The 14,508-nt window shown below is 72.5% G+C and carries 14 protein-coding genes; 6 read left to right on the top strand and 8 right to left on the bottom strand.

The window, feature by feature from the left end; genetic code table 11:
* Nucleotides 1–178 precede the first annotated feature (178 nt).
* Complete coding sequence (locus JOD57_RS00070) at nucleotides 179–1,267, top strand: SDR family oxidoreductase (protein WP_204690018.1); 1,089 nt, start codon at nucleotides 179–181, stop codon at nucleotides 1,265–1,267.
* 489 nt (nucleotides 1,268–1,756) lie between these two features.
* Entirely contained in the window at nucleotides 1,757–2,194 is a 438-nt protein-coding gene (locus tag JOD57_RS00065; RefSeq protein ID WP_204690017.1) for a DoxX family protein, read from the top strand.
* A 731-nt stretch (nucleotides 2,195–2,925) separates the two neighbouring features.
* On the opposite strand, the gene JOD57_RS00060 is transcribed toward JOD57_RS00065, so the two are convergent.
* The gene (locus JOD57_RS00060; RefSeq protein ID WP_275582046.1) at nucleotides 2,926–4,023 is read right to left on the bottom strand and encodes a glycosyltransferase family 2 protein; all 1,098 of its coding nucleotides are present in this window, start codon (nucleotides 4,021–4,023) and stop codon (nucleotides 2,926–2,928) included.
* Between the two features lie 181 nt (nucleotides 4,024–4,204).
* Between JOD57_RS00060 and JOD57_RS00055 the strand changes: the two genes are divergently transcribed.
* From JOD57_RS00055 to JOD57_RS00045, 3 genes are read left to right on the top strand one after another with little or no spacing between them, the layout of a single operon-like run.
* A complete protein-coding gene (locus tag JOD57_RS00055; protein ID WP_204690015.1) occupies nucleotides 4,205–5,041 on the top strand; it encodes an ABC transporter permease in 837 nt (278 codons plus the stop codon).
* 3 nt (nucleotides 5,042–5,044) lie between these two features.
* On the top strand, nucleotides 5,045–6,241 hold the full coding sequence (locus JOD57_RS00050; RefSeq protein WP_204690014.1) for an ABC transporter ATP-binding protein: 1,197 nt from the start codon (nucleotides 5,045–5,047) through the stop codon (nucleotides 6,239–6,241).
* Nucleotides 6,238–7,233, top strand: a complete 996-nt coding sequence (locus JOD57_RS00045; protein ID WP_204690013.1) for a glycosyltransferase family 2 protein — start codon at nucleotides 6,238–6,240, stop codon at nucleotides 7,231–7,233. Before JOD57_RS00050 ends, JOD57_RS00045 begins: the two co-directional genes overlap by 4 nt.
* On the opposite strand, the gene JOD57_RS25935 is transcribed toward JOD57_RS00045, so the two are convergent.
* From JOD57_RS25935 to JOD57_RS00010, 7 genes are all read right to left on the bottom strand, one after another.
* Nucleotides 7,135–9,033: a glycosyltransferase gene (locus tag JOD57_RS25935; protein ID WP_307824330.1), complete on the bottom strand. Its 1,899-nt coding sequence runs from the start codon at nucleotides 9,031–9,033 to the stop codon at nucleotides 7,135–7,137. The genes JOD57_RS00045 and JOD57_RS25935 overlap by 99 nt on opposite strands.
* A gap of 39 nt (nucleotides 9,034–9,072) precedes the next feature.
* Nucleotides 9,073–9,723 carry a class I SAM-dependent methyltransferase gene (locus tag JOD57_RS00035; RefSeq protein WP_204690011.1) on the bottom strand — a complete coding sequence of 217 codons (651 nt, stop codon included), beginning with the start codon at nucleotides 9,721–9,723 and terminating at the stop codon, nucleotides 9,073–9,075.
* Nucleotides 9,720–10,511, bottom strand: a complete 792-nt coding sequence (locus JOD57_RS00030) for a class I SAM-dependent methyltransferase (RefSeq protein ID WP_204690010.1) — start codon at nucleotides 10,509–10,511, stop codon at nucleotides 9,720–9,722. Before JOD57_RS00030 ends, JOD57_RS00035 begins: the two co-directional genes overlap by 4 nt.
* A gap of 11 nt (nucleotides 10,512–10,522) precedes the next feature.
* Nucleotides 10,523–11,473 carry a glycosyltransferase family A protein gene (locus JOD57_RS00025; protein ID WP_204690009.1) on the bottom strand — a complete coding sequence of 317 codons (951 nt, stop codon included), beginning with the start codon at nucleotides 11,471–11,473 and terminating at the stop codon, nucleotides 10,523–10,525.
* A 299-nt stretch (nucleotides 11,474–11,772) separates the two neighbouring features.
* Nucleotides 11,773–12,726 (bottom strand): glycosyltransferase family 2 protein, encoded by a 954-nt coding sequence (locus JOD57_RS00020; protein ID WP_204690008.1) that lies wholly within the window; start codon nucleotides 12,724–12,726, stop codon nucleotides 11,773–11,775.
* Nucleotides 12,723–13,379, bottom strand: a complete 657-nt coding sequence (locus JOD57_RS00015; protein ID WP_204690007.1) for a polysaccharide deacetylase family protein — start codon at nucleotides 13,377–13,379, stop codon at nucleotides 12,723–12,725. The genes JOD57_RS00020 and JOD57_RS00015 overlap by 4 nt, the downstream gene beginning before the upstream one ends.
* A gap of 23 nt (nucleotides 13,380–13,402) precedes the next feature.
* Entirely contained in the window at nucleotides 13,403–13,825 is a 423-nt protein-coding gene (locus JOD57_RS00010) for an NAD-dependent epimerase/dehydratase family protein (RefSeq protein ID WP_204690006.1), read from the bottom strand.
* 74 nt (nucleotides 13,826–13,899) lie between these two features.
* Here JOD57_RS00010 and JOD57_RS00005 point away from each other — a divergent pair.
* Nucleotides 13,900–14,508 (top strand): glycosyltransferase family 2 protein (locus tag JOD57_RS00005; protein WP_204690005.1); only part of this gene is annotated, 609 nt, incomplete at its 3' end.

Here is a 14,508-nt window from a genome sequence, read left to right as displayed (position 1 = left end):
CCGCGGCGCGGGGTTGGCCGCGTCGGACTGCGGCAGGTGGCGACTCGGCGCCACAGCGTCAGGAACACCACTGATCCCTGAGGGGCCCGGCCGGCTGGCGCTGCCTGGTCTTCTCCGTGGAGTTGCCCTCTGCCAGCGTAGGAGACGAGTACCGGACGTCCGCCTGTAAGGGGGAACGATGGCCGAGAAGGTGCTTGTTGCCGGGGCGAGCGGTCTCGTCGGCGCGGCCGTCGTGGACGCCTTCCTCGACGATGGTTGGGGAGTGGTCGCGGTCTCGCGGCGCAAGCCCGAGGTCTTCAGCGATCGGTCCTTCCAGCATCTCTCGGTGGACCTGCAGGACGAGGCGGCGTGCAAGGCCGCGTTCTCCGACATCCGCGACGTGAGCCACGTCGTCTACACCGCGGTGTTCGAGAAGCCCGGGCTCATCGCCGGGTGGGCCGAGCGAGACCAGATGCAGACGAACCTCGCGATGCTGCGCAACCTCGTCGAGCCGCTGTCGGGAGACGCGGCACTGCAACACGTCACGCTCATGCAGGGGACGAAGGCCTACGGCATCCACCTGCACCCGATGCGCGTCCCGGCACGGGAGAGGCATCCCCGTGACGAGCACGAGAACTTTTACTGGTTGCAGGAGGACTATCTCAAGGAGAAGGCCGCCGAGCGGGGCTTCCGTCACACCATCTTCCGCCCGCAACTCGTCGTCGGCCCGAACTACGGCGTCGTGATGAACCTGCCGCCGGTCATCGGTGCCTATGCAGCCGTGTGCCGAGAGGAGGGTCGGCCCTTCTCCTTCCCGGGAGGCGTCCCCTACGTATGGGAAGCGGTGGACACCCGCCTGGTCGCGCACGCCATCCGCTGGGCCGCGACGACGCCCGAGGCCGATGGACAGCACTTCAACCTGACCAACGGCGAGGTGTTCTCCTGGCGCGACCTGTGGCCGTCGATGGCCGCGGTCCTCGGAGTGGACGTCGGGCCGGACGAGCCACTCAGCCTGGCCGACTTCCTGCCCGCGAGGGCAGACGTGTGGGACCGGATCGTGCAGCAGCACGGCCTGCGTCCCATCTCCATGGAGCAGCTCCTCGGCGAGTCCCACTTCTACGCCGACTTCTGCTTCGCCTACGGCGCGACCGAACAACCTCCGCCCGCGTTCGTCAGCACGGTGAAGATCAAGCAGGCTGGCTTCTGCGAGACCTACGACACCGAGGCGTCCTTCCTGTACTGGCTGGAGGTCCTCCAGGATCGCAAGGTCCTACCGCCCCCACACTGATCTCGATCGGCTTCTGCACACCCTCGTGTGCCAGGGTTGGAGGCGCCCGTACCACGACGAGCCCTGTCGGGGCGGCGCCGTCCTCGCCGAGGCCGTGCCGTGCCGTGCGGCGGTCGTCTCACGACTTCCGTAACCGTGTGCCCATGTAGCGAGTCCCCCCTCGGACACAGCATCGCCCCGGTGTTCCTGCAGGTCAGGAGCCCGGGGCGTTTCCGTGTCCGGCTGGCAGGCGCTGGTGACACCACCGTGGTCCTTCGCCGCCCGGTCCACCTCGCGGTGCGGACCAGGGCGACGCGGTGCCCTGCCGGGGTGTCCACGTGACCGGGCGCCGGTCGTGGCCGGGCCTCGCCGCGAACCGTGGTCACCAGCGGGAGGCCGGCGCGGCGGCGCCGAGGCGGGTAGTTGCCGGCTCAGGAGCCCGGGCCGCTCGCGCCCCCGACCGGGCACGACCGCCGGACCGACGGCAGCACGCCCGCCTACCGTGCGGTCATGGCCTCCGTCGCCCGCACCGCCACGCGTCTCCTGCTCGGTGCGGGGATGGTGGGCGCAGGCGTACTCCACCTGACGACCCAGCGGCAGCAGTTCCAGGCCCAGGTGCCCGACTGGTTCCCCGTCGACCAGGACCTGACGGTGCTCGCCTCGGGCGTCGCCGAGATCAGCCTGGGCGCGGCATTCGTCGCTTTCCCGCGGAGACGGCGGCTCGTCGGAGCGCTGCTGGCGGCGTTCTTCGTGGTGATCTTCCCCGGCAACATCGCCCAGTACCTCGAGGGCACCGACGCCTTCGGCCTCGACACCGACCAGGAGCGACTCATCCGACTGTTCTTCCAGCCCGTGCTCGCGCTCCTGGCCCTGTTCGGCGGCGGCTGGTTGCAGCACACCCGGCGACGCCGGGGCGGCCGACGCGACCACGAGGCGGCCGTACCGTAAACGGCGGCTCGCGGCAGGTCCTCACCGACAGCTGCACCGACCTGTCGACCGACGCCCGGGACCGGTCCGACGCCGAGCCGCGCGGCCGCCGGCGTCTCCCCCCGACCGCCGGCGAGGACGCCCGCCGGTGCCCTAGCTGCGGCAGGCCCGGGCGCCGCTGCCGGTCGGCTGGCCGTCAGCCACCGAGATCCCCTGGCGCCGACCGCCGGTCCCGCCGGGCCTGCGGGCCGTCCCGCAGCCGTACCTGGCGACACAGCCGGGCCTTCGGCCGCGTGCGTGCCACCGTCGGCATCGGCGAGGTGTCAGCCGTCCTCGGCGAGACCACCGCGGCACCGGAGGTGCTGCAGGAACTGCGGACGGAGCCGGGTGGCCGGCGGCTCCACCGGCGGATGGTCGGCGTCACCTGCGCGCGAGGGCGAACCGATCCGTCCGCCAACGGTCACGAAGGCACCGACACGCCGCTCTCGGAGCCCAGGGTCTGGCGGTCGGGCACCGGACGTCAGGCCGTGCGGAGCACACCACGTCCCCGAAGGCGCGATGCAGGAAGCGCTCAGCCAACAGTCGCCACCGACCGCCTCCCCGTCGTCGTGCGTCGAGGGACTCGGCACGGCGCCGCTGCCGTCCCCATGACGGCCTACCGCCGGAGGCAGCTCCCCGGGGCCGGACCGGCGACCTGTGGACGAGTGAGTGCCTGTGGAGGACGCAACCAGGGAGGACGCAGCCTGGCAGCCCTACTCGAGTCTCGTCTGCGGGCTCCAGTCCGTCCCCGGTGGTCCCTCCGGTGACGTCGCCCGGTCAGGCCCCGTGCGGTGCCGGGAGGGGTCGCGAGCCTGGATCGCGTCGGCTTCTCCGGGCGCCTCGTCCAGGAGGTCGAGCAGCCAGGGCGGTGCGGTGAGCGGCGCCGCGCCGCGGTTCTTGATGCGTCGCGCGAGAGCCCGGCCAGGGGCAGGCACGACGAGGCAGGCCAGTGAGCGCAACGCCGGAGCCGGATGCCGCAGCGACGCCGCGCGCCAGAAGGCCGCGGCAGCCCCTCGGCTGTCGCCGCCCCGCAGCATCGACGCGGCCATCCAGGTGTGGAACCAGGCCGGCTCCAGCCGGCACCCCGCGCGGAGGTCGGCCGAGAGCATCTCCACCAGGTGCAGTTCGTCCAGGACACCCTGGGACGAGGTGGACATGTTGGATCCGTGCATGCGGTAGCCCACCAGAGCCCTGGGCACCGTCGCCGGTGCGCACAGCCGAGCGAGACGGATCCACAGCTCCCAGTCCGCCAGGACCCGCAGCCGCGGATCGAAGCCCCCGGCGTCCTGGAACAGCCGTCGTTCCGCCACGACGTTCGAACACCCCCCCGGGACCCCGTTGCGCCACGGCAGCTCCGCCGCCAGCCGGTCTCCCGCCTGCGGCAGCGTCAGGTAGCGGGCGGTGCCGTCGGACTCGAAGCCCACCGCCCCGGTGACCGCCCACCGGCGGCCGGTGCTCCGGGCGGCGTCGATCTGGGACGCCAGCTTGTCGGCGGCCCAGAGGTCGTCGTCGTCGCAGAAGCCGACCCAGCCGCTCCCCGTCGCAGCCACTCCACGATTGCGGGCGGCGACGACCCCCTGCGACGCGGGGTTGCGCAGCACGCGGACGCGCGGATCCGCCAGCGCCCTGACGGCCTCGGCCGTGCCGTCCGTCGAACCGTCGTCCACGACGACGACCTCGAGCTCGACGTCCCGCTGGGCCAGCACGCCGGCCAGGCTGGTCATGAGGAGCGCCTTCCGGTTCCTCGTCGGGATCACGACGCCGACCGAGGGGAGGGCGTCAGGCGTGTCCCGAGCCGTGTCGGCCGGCATCCGGCCAGTATGGCGACCCGGCCTCCGACGACGCAGTCCCGGCTGCGCGCCAGTGCTGGGTGCGGAGGGACGGCAGCAAGGCTCCGGGCACGGGCTCACCGGCGTCCGCGGCTCGTGACGACCCACGGTCGGGCGACGTCGATCGCTGCTCCCAGGCGCGTCAGCCGTTCTAGTCTTCGGCGTGCGCACCACCGACGGGTCGGCGGAGTGGGTGGAGAACGCGCCGGGCTCGCGCGCCCGCACGCGTCACGGGACGGAGCTCTGGCACGCCCGCGAGCTGGTGGGCTTCTTCGCCCTGCGCGACCTGAAGGCACGGTACAAGCAGGCCGCCCTGGGCGCTGCCTGGGTCCTCGTGCAGCCGCTCGCGACGGTTGCCGCGTTCACGCTCGTGTTCGACGACCTCGCCGGCATCGGGAGCCAGGGGATCCCCTATCCCCTCTTCGCCCTGACCGGGCTGATCACCTGGACCTACTTCTCCAGCGCGGTGTCCCGGGCGAGCACCGTGCTCGTCGCGGACCCCTCCTTGATCACGAAGGTCTACTTCCCCCGGCTCGCGGCACCCACCGGCGCTCTCCTGCCCCCGCTGGTCGATCTCGGAGTGTCACTGGTCCTGGTCGTCCTCTTCATGTCCTACTTCGACACCGCGCCCTCCTGGCAGCTGCTCGCCGTGCCGGTCTGGCTGTTCCTGCTGGTCCTGACCGCGTCCGGCGTCTCGTTGTGGCTGTCGGCGCTCAACGTCCGGTACCGGGACGTGCAGCACGCGGTCGTACCGCTGCTGCAGCTGTGGCTGTTCCTGAGCCCGGTTGCCTACCCGAGCAGCCTGCTCTCCGGCTGGCGTGGACTCGCCTTCGCACTGAACCCCATGACGGGAGTCATCGAGTTCGGTCGGTGGTCGCTGTTGGGAGCGCCGTGGCCCGGCTGGCCACTCGCCGTCTCCGTTGCCGTGGCTGCTGTTCTCCTGACCGGAGGATCGTGGTACTTCCGGCGCGCGGAGCGCTTCTTCGCTGACGTGATCTGAGCCATGGACCGGGTCCAGTTCGACCGCGTGAGCAAGCGCTACGTCCTGGGCGAGCACGTCAACGCCCGCGAGGCGTTGACCGCCGCCGGCCGGCGACTGGTCCGCCGTCACCGGGACGACGAGCAGGTGTTGTGGCCCCTTCGGGACGTGAGCTTCACGGTCGGCGACGGCGAGGCGCTGGGCATCGTCGGACGCAACGGTGCGGGAAAGAGCACCGTCCTCAAGATCCTGGCCGGGATCACCTCACCCACGCGAGGCGCCTCGAGGACACGCGGACGAGTGGCCACCCTGCTGGAGGTGGGCACCGGCTTCCACCCGGAGCTCACCGGCCGGGAGAACGTCTTCCTCAACGGCGCCATCCTCGGCATGAGCCGTCGCGACACCACCCGGAGGTTCGACCAGATCGTCGACTTCTCCGGGACGGAGCGCTTCCTCGACACCCCGATCAAGCGCTACTCGTCGGGCATGCAGTTGAGGCTGGCTTTCGCGGTGGCCGCGCACCTGGAACCCGACGTGCTGTTGGTCGACGAGGTCCTCGCGGTCGGGGACGCCGAGTTCCAGCGCAAGTGCGTGGGACGGATGGCGGAGGCCGAAGAGGAGGGACGGACCGTCGTCTTCGTCAGTCACGACCTCGAGACGCTGACCCGGATCTGCCGGCGTTCCCTGTGGCTCGACGCGGGGAGGATCCGGCACTCCGGGCCCACCGGGGAGGTCGTGCGCACCTACCTGGCCTCGGGGCTGTCGTCCCACGGCTCGGAGGAGACGTCGGTGCACTCCGGTCCCGTGTCGGTCAGAGCCGTTCGGGTCCTGTCGGCCGACGGCCTGCCGAGCACGGCCCTGATGCGCGACGAGCCGCTGCACATCCAGGCGGAGTTCGCCGTCCGCGAGCACGTCCCCGGGCTGGACCTCGCTCTCTACGTGACCACGCGCGGCGGGGTGAGGGTGTTCGACGAAGCACTGAGCGACCACGGCGTGGAGCGTCTGCCGCCTGGCGCGTACTGCGCCGACCTGGCGGTTCCTCCGCTCCTCAACGTCGGCGAGTTCTCCGTGGGTCTCTGGATCGGCACCGCTCAGGAGGACCTCGTCCACGAGCCTGCGGCCGGCTCCTTCACGCTCGGTGGCAGTGGTCACGACCGCCCCGACCGGCTGCTCGTCCTGAGGCTCCCCCTCGTCGTCCGTCCGGTTCCGTCGGTCCCGTGACCGACCGAACGGTGCACCAGAGGGACACCCGGGCCGCTGGGGCACCACCCCGGGTGTCGGTGATCATGATCTTCCTCGATGGCGAGGCGTTCATCGACGAGGCGATCACCAGCGTCATGGCACAGAGCATGCAGGACTTCGAGCTGCTGCTGTGCGACGACGGATCGACCGACGGGAGCACGGCCATCGCCCGGCACTGGGCGTCCCAGCACCCCGGGAGGGTCCGGTACCTGCAGCACGAGGGCCACGCCAACCGGGGCATGAGCGCCACCCGGAACCTGGGGCTCGCCGCCGCGCGTGGCGAGTTCGTCGCCTTCATCGACGCCGACGACGTCTGGCGTCCTCGGAAGCTCGCCGAGCAGATCGCCGTCATGGAGGCCCATGCCGAGCTCGCACTGGTCGGCGGAACGGTCCGCTACTGGCGGTCATGGGCCGGCGGTGAGGACGTCCTCGTGCCGACCGGGCACGTGCAGAACCGGGTCGTGCGACCGCCGGAGGCGTCCCTCGCCGTGTATCCGCTGGGGTCGGCGCCCGCCCCGTGTCCCTCCGACATCCTGCTGCGTCGCGACGCCGTCGACGCCGTCGGCGGCTTCGAGGAGCACTTCACCGGAGCTCGCCAGATCTACGAGGACCAGGGCTTCCTCGCGAAGCTGTACCTGGCCCGACCGGTCTTCTTCTCGGACGCGGTGTGGCTGGACTACCGGCAGCACCCCGACTCCTGGGTGACCACCGTGACCCGTGACGGGCGCTACGACGAGGTCCGGCGCTACTTCCTCACCTGGTTCGACGGTCACCTCCGCCGTCTTCCGGATGAGCCGCCGCACGCCGTGCGGGTGGCGGTCTCCCGTGCTCTCCGGCCCTACCGGAGACCGGTGGCACACGCCCTGCTGTCCTCACCCGGCCGCTTGGCCACCGCCTGCCACCGGCGGCTCCGGCGACTTCGCCGAGCACTCCGTCGACGGGTCCGCGGGACGTCGGGCGCCGGTGGGTGACCGCGCGGTGAGGACGCGCCGAAGCCGCCGACTGCCCCGCCGCAGACCCCGTCGGCCGCCGGCGTGGATCCGGTGGACGAACGGGACGAGGACACCCAGCTCGCGGGCGAGGAGCACTCTGGTGAGGAAACGGGCGCCCTCGTCGCGGCGCCCGATCTCCACCCGCGGGATCCGCATGCGGTCGGTGCGAGGGTCCATCACGCCGGGGTCTGTCGTGAAGGCCGCGGTGATGCCGGCTCGGCGCACCGCCTCGTGCACGCGGCGGTCGTTCAGTCCGTACGGGTAGGCGAAGAAGCGGACCGGTCCCAGCCCGACCCCTGCGAGGTCGTCGACACTCCCCCGGACCTCGGCCGTGAGCACCGGTGGCGACAGGGTCGGGAGGGTGGGATGGGTTCGCGAGTGCGCACCGACCTCGAAGCCGTACTCCCGCAACCGGTGCAGATCCGCGGCGTCCAGCAGGCGCAGGGGTCGGCCACCGTGGACCCGGTCCCACTCGTTCTCGCGACCCAGCAGACCGGTGACGGCGAACACCACGGCGCCGACACCCTCGGCCCGCAGCTCGGCTGCCGCGTCGAGCAGGTCGCGGTAGCCGTCGTCGAAGGTCAGCAGCACCGCTCGTCGAGGGAGAGCGCCCCGCCCTTCGGCGAAGGCGGCGAACTCCTCCGGGGTGATCGGGTGGAAGCCGGTCGACCGGAGCGCGGTGAGCTGGCGACGGAACTGCTCGGGCGGCACCCCGTAGTCGGTCAGGGGGCCGCGGTCCCGCAGATCCGAGATCGCGTGGTAGACCAAGATCCGCAGGGTCGTCCGCCGGGGGATGCCACCGGCCTCGCTCACGCCGCGCCAGTACTCGAGGGCCCGGACTCGGAAGAAGACGTACTCCGGCACCCCGCCGCGCCGGTCCCCGATGCCGGCAGCCAGCGCACGGACCGGGCGCGTGATCAGGCCCCACAGCGGTGCCCGCGCCAGCGGGCGCGCGATGCGCCTGGCGAAGGGTGTGTGCAGGCCGTTGAGCTCGAAGAGGCTCAAGGCCTCCTGGGGGTGCCTGCGGGCGAAGAGCACGTCCGCGTGCCCGGCCTGCCGCCACTGCCGGAGGTGCTGCCGCGGTGTGACCACGTACCGCTGGGAACTGACCGCGGCGGGGTTGAACCGGATGTCGTACCCGCCGCGGAGGAGCCGGTGACCGAAGTCCACGTCCTCGTTGCCGAACGCTCCCCGGTGGGTGAAGGCGGGGTCGAAGCCGCCGATCGCGTCGAAGACGGCCGCCGCCACCGAGAGCTGCCCGGTCAACAGGTCGTGCAGCGTCAGCGGCGCACCCGGCTGGGACAGCCGCGTGAGGCGTTCCTCGGACCACTGGGCGACGGCATCGCTGAGAGCGCTGGGGACGGAGCTCGGGTGCAGCGGCAGGTGTCCCAGGACTGCATCGGCTCCCTGCCGGTGGGAGCGCTCGTGCTCGGCGAGGAGACCGGGAGCGGCTTCCATGTCGTCGTCGAGGAACAGCAGGATGTCGCCCCTGGCGTGCCGGGCGCCGCGGTTGCGCGCAGCCGCTGCCCCGGCATTCGGCTGTTCGAGGACCGTCAAGGGGAACGGGAGCGGCATGGCGCGCAGGGCGTCGGCCGTCCCGTCCGTGGACCCGTCGACGGTGACGATCACCTCGAACGGCTGGTCGAACGTCTGGTGCACGAGCGCACGCACCGCTGTCGTCACGAGCTCGCGACGCTGGTAGGTCGGCAGGACGACGCTGAAGCGGAGCCGGTCAGCGCCGGGCCGGGTACCGGACCCGACGGCCTCAGGATCGTCCACGGCCGCGCCCTGCTCGAGCCGCGAACGGCGCATCCCGGGTCACGCGGGCGTGGGCACGCGGAGCACCTTGACGTTCCACAGGTGGTCCCGGTGGGTGGCGACCCTGGTGTGGGCGACCACTGCGTACCGGCTCTCCAGCCATCTCCAGATCGATCGGGTGCGTGCCGTGTGGATCCCGGCGAACATCGACACGATGAAGTGCCCTCCCGGCTCGACGAAGGGCTCGTACCGCCGCACCAGCGCCAGCGGGTCGTCGAAGTACTCCAGGACCTCGTTGAACACGACGAGGTCGAAGGCGCGGTCCGGGACGTGGGCTTCGGCGTCGGCGCAGGTGAACGTGGTCCGGTCGTCCTCGAGCACGCGGGCACGGTCGACCGCGACCGAGGAGATGTCGACGCCGGCGAAGCGCCGGAAGCGACCGCGGTCGAGGTGCTCCAGCAGGATGCCCTCCCCGCAGCCGATCTCGAGGATGGAGCCTCCCGACGCCAGCAGGCGGCAGTACGCGGACACGACACCGAACCTCGGCGCCTCCCCGATCGAGCGGAGGTAGTCCCACTCCGCGCTCGCGTACTGACTGTCGAGCAGCTCCTTTCCCTGCCCCATCGGCTCGTAGGGCTTCAGGATCGAGAGGAGTCTCCTGCCCCGGTTGCCGGCCCGGACCAGTGCGCGCTCCACCCTGCGCGTGATCATGTCGACTGCGCCCGGGCGTCGGCCCGGACCGGGTCCGACTGCTTGACGGCGCGGACCGTGATCAGCAGTTCGTAGCTCGGGTCCCTGAGAGCGAGTTCCTCCGCCTCCAGTTCCTCTGCCGCGATGCCCTCGAGGAACGACACGGCGGCCAAGACGTTGCCGTGGCTCTCCACCGTCACGCTCGCCGGGGGGAAGCACTCGTGGAACAGCCGGGTCGCCGAGAGACTCGTGAACGCCCAGCACCAGTACGGGGCCCACTCGTCCTCGCTGCGCTGGCTGATCCCCGGGAAGGTCGCCAGGAGCACTCCGCCCGGCCGCAGCACGCGGTAGGCGGTCCGCAGCGCGGCAGGGACGTCGTAGACGAGGTGCAGCGTCTGGGTCAGCACCAGGCAGTCGAAGTGCGCGTCGGGGAGCCCCTCGCCGGACCTGAGGTCGGTGACGTAGGTGGCCTTCGGATTGCCCGCGTGCAGGTGCAGGACCTCGGGCGCGGTGACCGCGTCCCCGCCGAACCGCCGGGTGTAGCTGTCGTCACCGACCTCCAGCACGCGCCCCCGGATGTCGGTGGCGCGCTTGGCGAGCCACTCCTCGATGTAGTAGCGGTCCACGGGCAGCCCGCGGTCGTAGCCGAAGTTCCGGCTCACCGGGGCCGTCCGCCGCAGGTCACCGAAGTCGACCTCCCCCACCGGCGGCCGGTGGTACCGGCCGAGCACCGTGGCGCGCAACCGGCGCTGCAGCGCGCCCGGCAGCAGACGGACAGCCCGTCGTGGCCACCGGCGAGCGTCGGTCATGGCATCTCCCGTCATCGCGTGACCCGCCGCTCGGCGTGTCCGGCCCCGCCACGGCCGTGGCCCCGCGCCCTCGCATAGAACAGGATCCCGGCGAGCCACCCGCGCAGCTGCGGCCCGAGAAGTGCATCGGCCGGCCGGGCTGACCCCAGCAGTCGCCGTACCAGGAGCCCCGGGACTCGCCTGCCGTAGTACCGCGGCAGGCTGAGCAGCAGCCGCCGGATGTTGCCCGGGTCCCTGTGCCGTTCGAACTGCACGAGCAGGGCGCAGGCGTGCCCGCGCATGTAGGAGTACATCTGCCGGCGCAGCGCGTCGAGGTCGCGCCGGTGGTGGTGGTGCACGACGGCTGCGGGGTCGTAGCGGCACCGCCCGCCGGACGCGAGCAGCCGGTACCACATCTCCGAGTCGCCGCTGCAGCCCGCAGCTCCCACGTCCAGGCGCTCGTCGAACCCACCCACCTCCTCGACAGCGCTGCGACGGAACGCCATGTTCGCCCCGGCCCCGATCTCCCAGACCGGCGCTCCCCACCGCCTGTGGCGGGTGAGGAACCCCGCGTCGAAGTCCCGTCGGACGCAGCCGCGGCCGAACCCCGCGTGGTCCTCGAAGAGGACCTGCGCCTCGGTGTCGAGCTCCGCCGGCAGGACCAGCCCGGTCACGCCGACGATCGACGCTGCGTCGAAGGCCTGCCGGATCCGCCAGGTCCAGTCCGGGTGCGGCACGGCGTCGTCATCGGTGTAGGCCACGAACTCCGTCGTCACGGCGAGCAGGCCGGTGTTGCGGGCGATGTCGAGACCCGGTCGTGGCTCGCGGACGTACCGGACGCCCGGGAGCCGGCTGACCACCAACCGGGTGGCCTCCGACGAGGGCGCGTTGTCGACGACCACGACCTCGCGGGGCGGTGCCGTGGAGCGGCCGATGGCCGCGAGGCAGCGGGCCAGCCCCTCCGGCCGGTCGCGCGTGCACACGACGACCGTGACGTCGTCCGCAGCGGCCGGTACCAGCCCGGGTCGCGAGCCGGAGCCGGCGGCTGGGCCGATGCCGTGCCGGGCTCCCGCCGGTGACGCATTCGCCGGGGACGAGGGGAGCTCCGTGGCCGCGACGACACGTTGCCCGACGGGGACGCCCGCCGACCAGAAGACGAGCAGCGCTCCGGCGGGCGAGATGGCGGCCGGCGCGCGCGCGGGATCCGCGTCGAGGTCGACGTCGAGGATCGGCCTGGGGGCGAGCGGGCGCGGCGGGGCCCGGAGACGGCGCCGGCCCGTGTTCACCCCGTTCCCCCGGTCCTGGCCCGCGCGCCGAACGCGGTCACCCGTCCCCTCCACCGTGACGCGCGCGAGCGGCCGGCGTGCACCTCCCGGCGGATCCGGTACCGCACGGGATGCCGGTACGGCCACAGCGCCGCCTCCATCGCTGCCAGCACCTCGGGCCGCCGCTCGCCGTCGTCCCGGAGGTACCTGTCGAACCAGTCCAGGAACACCCGGTGCGCCGGGCTGGGTTCCGCGGGGTGGAAGGTGCCGGCCCGGATCGCCCGGGCGGATGCCGAGGCCTCGTGCTGCCGGTAACGGTCGAGGCACGAGCCGGCGACGTACACCGGGACGCTCCGGTAGACCTTCCCGAAGAAGGCGCGATCCTCGAACATGCCGCGGAAGGACTCCTCGAACCCGCCCACGCTCTCGACGGTCTCCCGGCGCAGCACGGCGGTGCAGGTCGCGGGGGCGTTGACCACCTCCCGCAGCATGCCGGTCAGGAGCAGGGGCGGCCGGATGACGGTGTCTCCCGGCACGCCGATCTCCCGGAGCTCGTCCGGCCGGCCGGCCTGGTCGTCTCGCCAGCTGTGCCAGTACTGCGTGGGTCCGCAGACCATGCCGACCTCCGGATGGTCCTCGGCGAGCCGCACCTGCGTCGCCAGCTTCTCCGGCAGCCACACGTCGTCGGCGTCGAGGAAGGCCACCAGACTGCCGCGGGCGTGCGCGACGCCCAGGTTGCGGGACGCGCTCATGCCCCGGTTCACCCGTCCGGGGTGGGCCAGACACCGCACCCGCTCGGGTTCCCGCCCTGCCCAGTCCCGCGCGATCGCGCTGCTCCTGTCCTCCGACCCGTCGTCGACCAGGAGCAGCTCCCAGCGCGGGAAGGACTGGGCGACCACGCTCCGGACGGCCTCGTCGAGGTACCGCTCGGCGTTCAGGAAGATGGTCACCACCGACACGACAGGCGTCATGCGTCCAGCGCCTCCAGCCGGAGACCCCGCTCCCGGATGGCCCGGACGATCAGGGGAAGGGCCGCCACGGTGGCCGACCGGTCGAGCGCCTCCGGAGCCACCGCCTGCTCGACCCAGTCGTGGAGCAGCACGACGTCCCCGGAGACGGCGCGAGCCGCCACCGAGACGATCTCGTCCACCGTCGCTCCGGGCCGCCAGTCCCGGGGGTCCACGGTCCACAGCCAGGTCGTCAGGCCCAGGCGCCGGATCACCACTGCGCCGACCGGACCCAGGTGCCCGTGCGGCGGGCGGAACAGAGGGGTGTCCGCCCCCAGGGCCTCCGCCACCGCTCCTCTGCCCTGCTGGTACTCCGCCCGGAGGTCCTGCGGAGCGGTCTCCCGCGGGTGGGGGTGGGTCAGGCTGTGGGACCCCACGGCGTGGCCCTCCGCCCGGATCCCCCGAACGAGGTGGGGATGGGCGCGGGCGTTGCGGCCGACGCAGAAGAACGTGGCCCGGACGTCGAGCTCGGACAGCACCTCGAGGATCCGGTCGGTCGAGCCGGGGTGGGGGCCGTCGTCGAAGGTCAGGGCCACACTGCCCTCCGGCGCTCGCCGGTGCACCTGCGCCACGGAGTCCTCGGCCCGCCAGCGCAGCCGCGAACTCCGGACGGCCACCGCGCCCGCCACCCTCCCCGGTGTCAGCACGGGCCGGTGCCCCGGTCGGGAGCCCGTCGGCCGGCCGCGCGTGGCCCCTCACCGCCGTTCCGCACGGCGCCGACCCGCGCGGTGGTGGTCGGGAGCTGCTCGCGGAACCGCGCGTTGGTCCGGAGGAGGCCGTCGCGCAGCGGGACCTCGGGCTGCCGTCCCAGCGCCGTCCGCGCCGGCGTGGTGTCCGGCCGCCGCACGGCGGGGTCGTCCTCGGGCTGCGGGTGGGCCAGGAGATCCCCGTACGTCTCACTGGTCGACGCGAGGGGCAGCAGGTGCTGCACGTCCTCGGGCCCGCCGGTGAGGGAGTCGTCGGAGCAGGCGACGTCGCACCCGTCCTCGGGCAGGCGGGTGCAGAGGTGGCTGCCGAGGAGACCGGCCCCGCCGGTCACGACCGCGCGCCCCGCTGTCGTCATGCTCCTGCCTAGCACGCAGGAACGACCCGCGGGAGGGATGCGCGCGCACCCTCGAGCGGGCGAAGAATGCGGAGATGACCATCCGGCCCGCCCGACAGCCGATGGTCACCGTCGTCGTCCCCACTCGTGATCGACCGCAGATGCTGACCCGCGCGCTGACCTCGATCCTGGCGCAGGACTACCCCGGCTCGATGGAGTGCATCGTGGTCTTCGACCAGTCGACCCCGGCGCTCCCCCCGGATCTCGTCGTGCCCCCCGGTCGCTCCGTGCGCGCCATCCCCAACGCGCGCACACCCGGCCTCCCCGGCGCCCGGAACACCGGCATCCTGGCCGGGAGGGGCGAGCTCGTCGCCTTCTGCGACGACGACGACGAGTGGCTTCCTCCCAAGCTCACCCGCCAGGTGGCGGACCTGATCGGTTCGACGGACCACATCGTCGCGTCGACGGGGATCGTCATCGAGGTGCAGGGCCACCGGCGGGAGCGCGTGCTGGGACTGCGCGAGGTCCCGCACGAGTCGTTCCTGCGCTCACGGGTCATGGAGGTGCACTCCTCGACCCTGCTCATCCGCCGCTCGGCGCTGCTCGACCAGGTGGGCCTGATCGACGAGGCCATCCCCGGCGGATACGCCGAGGACCACGAATGGCTGCTGCGGGCCAGCCGGCACGCCCCCGTCCTGGTGACC

It is taken from the genome of Geodermatophilus bullaregiensis (assembly GCF_016907675.1).
Lineage (GTDB): Bacteria > Actinomycetota > Actinomycetes > Mycobacteriales > Geodermatophilaceae > Geodermatophilus > Geodermatophilus bullaregiensis.
Note: the sequence above shows the minus strand (reverse complement) of the source record. Positions and strands in the feature narration are given on the sequence as shown.

Bases quoted from the DNA above. Each gene is read 5' to 3' on its own strand.
- JOD57_RS00035 (WP_204690011.1), bottom strand. From the start codon at position 9,723: ATGATCACGCGCAGGGTGGAGCGCGCACTGGTCCGGGCCGGCAACCGG.
- JOD57_RS00020 (WP_204690008.1), bottom strand. From the start codon at position 12,726: ATGACGCCTGTCGTGTCGGTGGTGACCATCTTCCTGAACGCCGAGCGG.
- JOD57_RS00065 (WP_204690017.1), top strand. From the start codon at position 1,757: ATGGCCTCCGTCGCCCGCACCGCCACGCGTCTCCTGCTCGGTGCGGGG.
- JOD57_RS00030 (WP_204690010.1), bottom strand. From the start codon at position 10,511: ATGACCGACGCTCGCCGGTGGCCACGACGGGCTGTCCGTCTGCTGCCG.
- JOD57_RS00060 (WP_275582046.1), bottom strand. From the start codon at position 4,023: ATGCCGGCCGACACGGCTCGGGACACGCCTGACGCCCTCCCCTCGGTC.
- JOD57_RS00010 (WP_204690006.1), bottom strand. From the start codon at position 13,825: ATGACGACAGCGGGGCGCGCGGTCGTGACCGGCGGGGCCGGTCTCCTC.
- JOD57_RS00050 (WP_204690014.1), top strand. From the start codon at position 5,045: ATGGACCGGGTCCAGTTCGACCGCGTGAGCAAGCGCTACGTCCTGGGC.
- JOD57_RS00070 (WP_204690018.1), top strand. From the start codon at position 179: ATGGCCGAGAAGGTGCTTGTTGCCGGGGCGAGCGGTCTCGTCGGCGCG.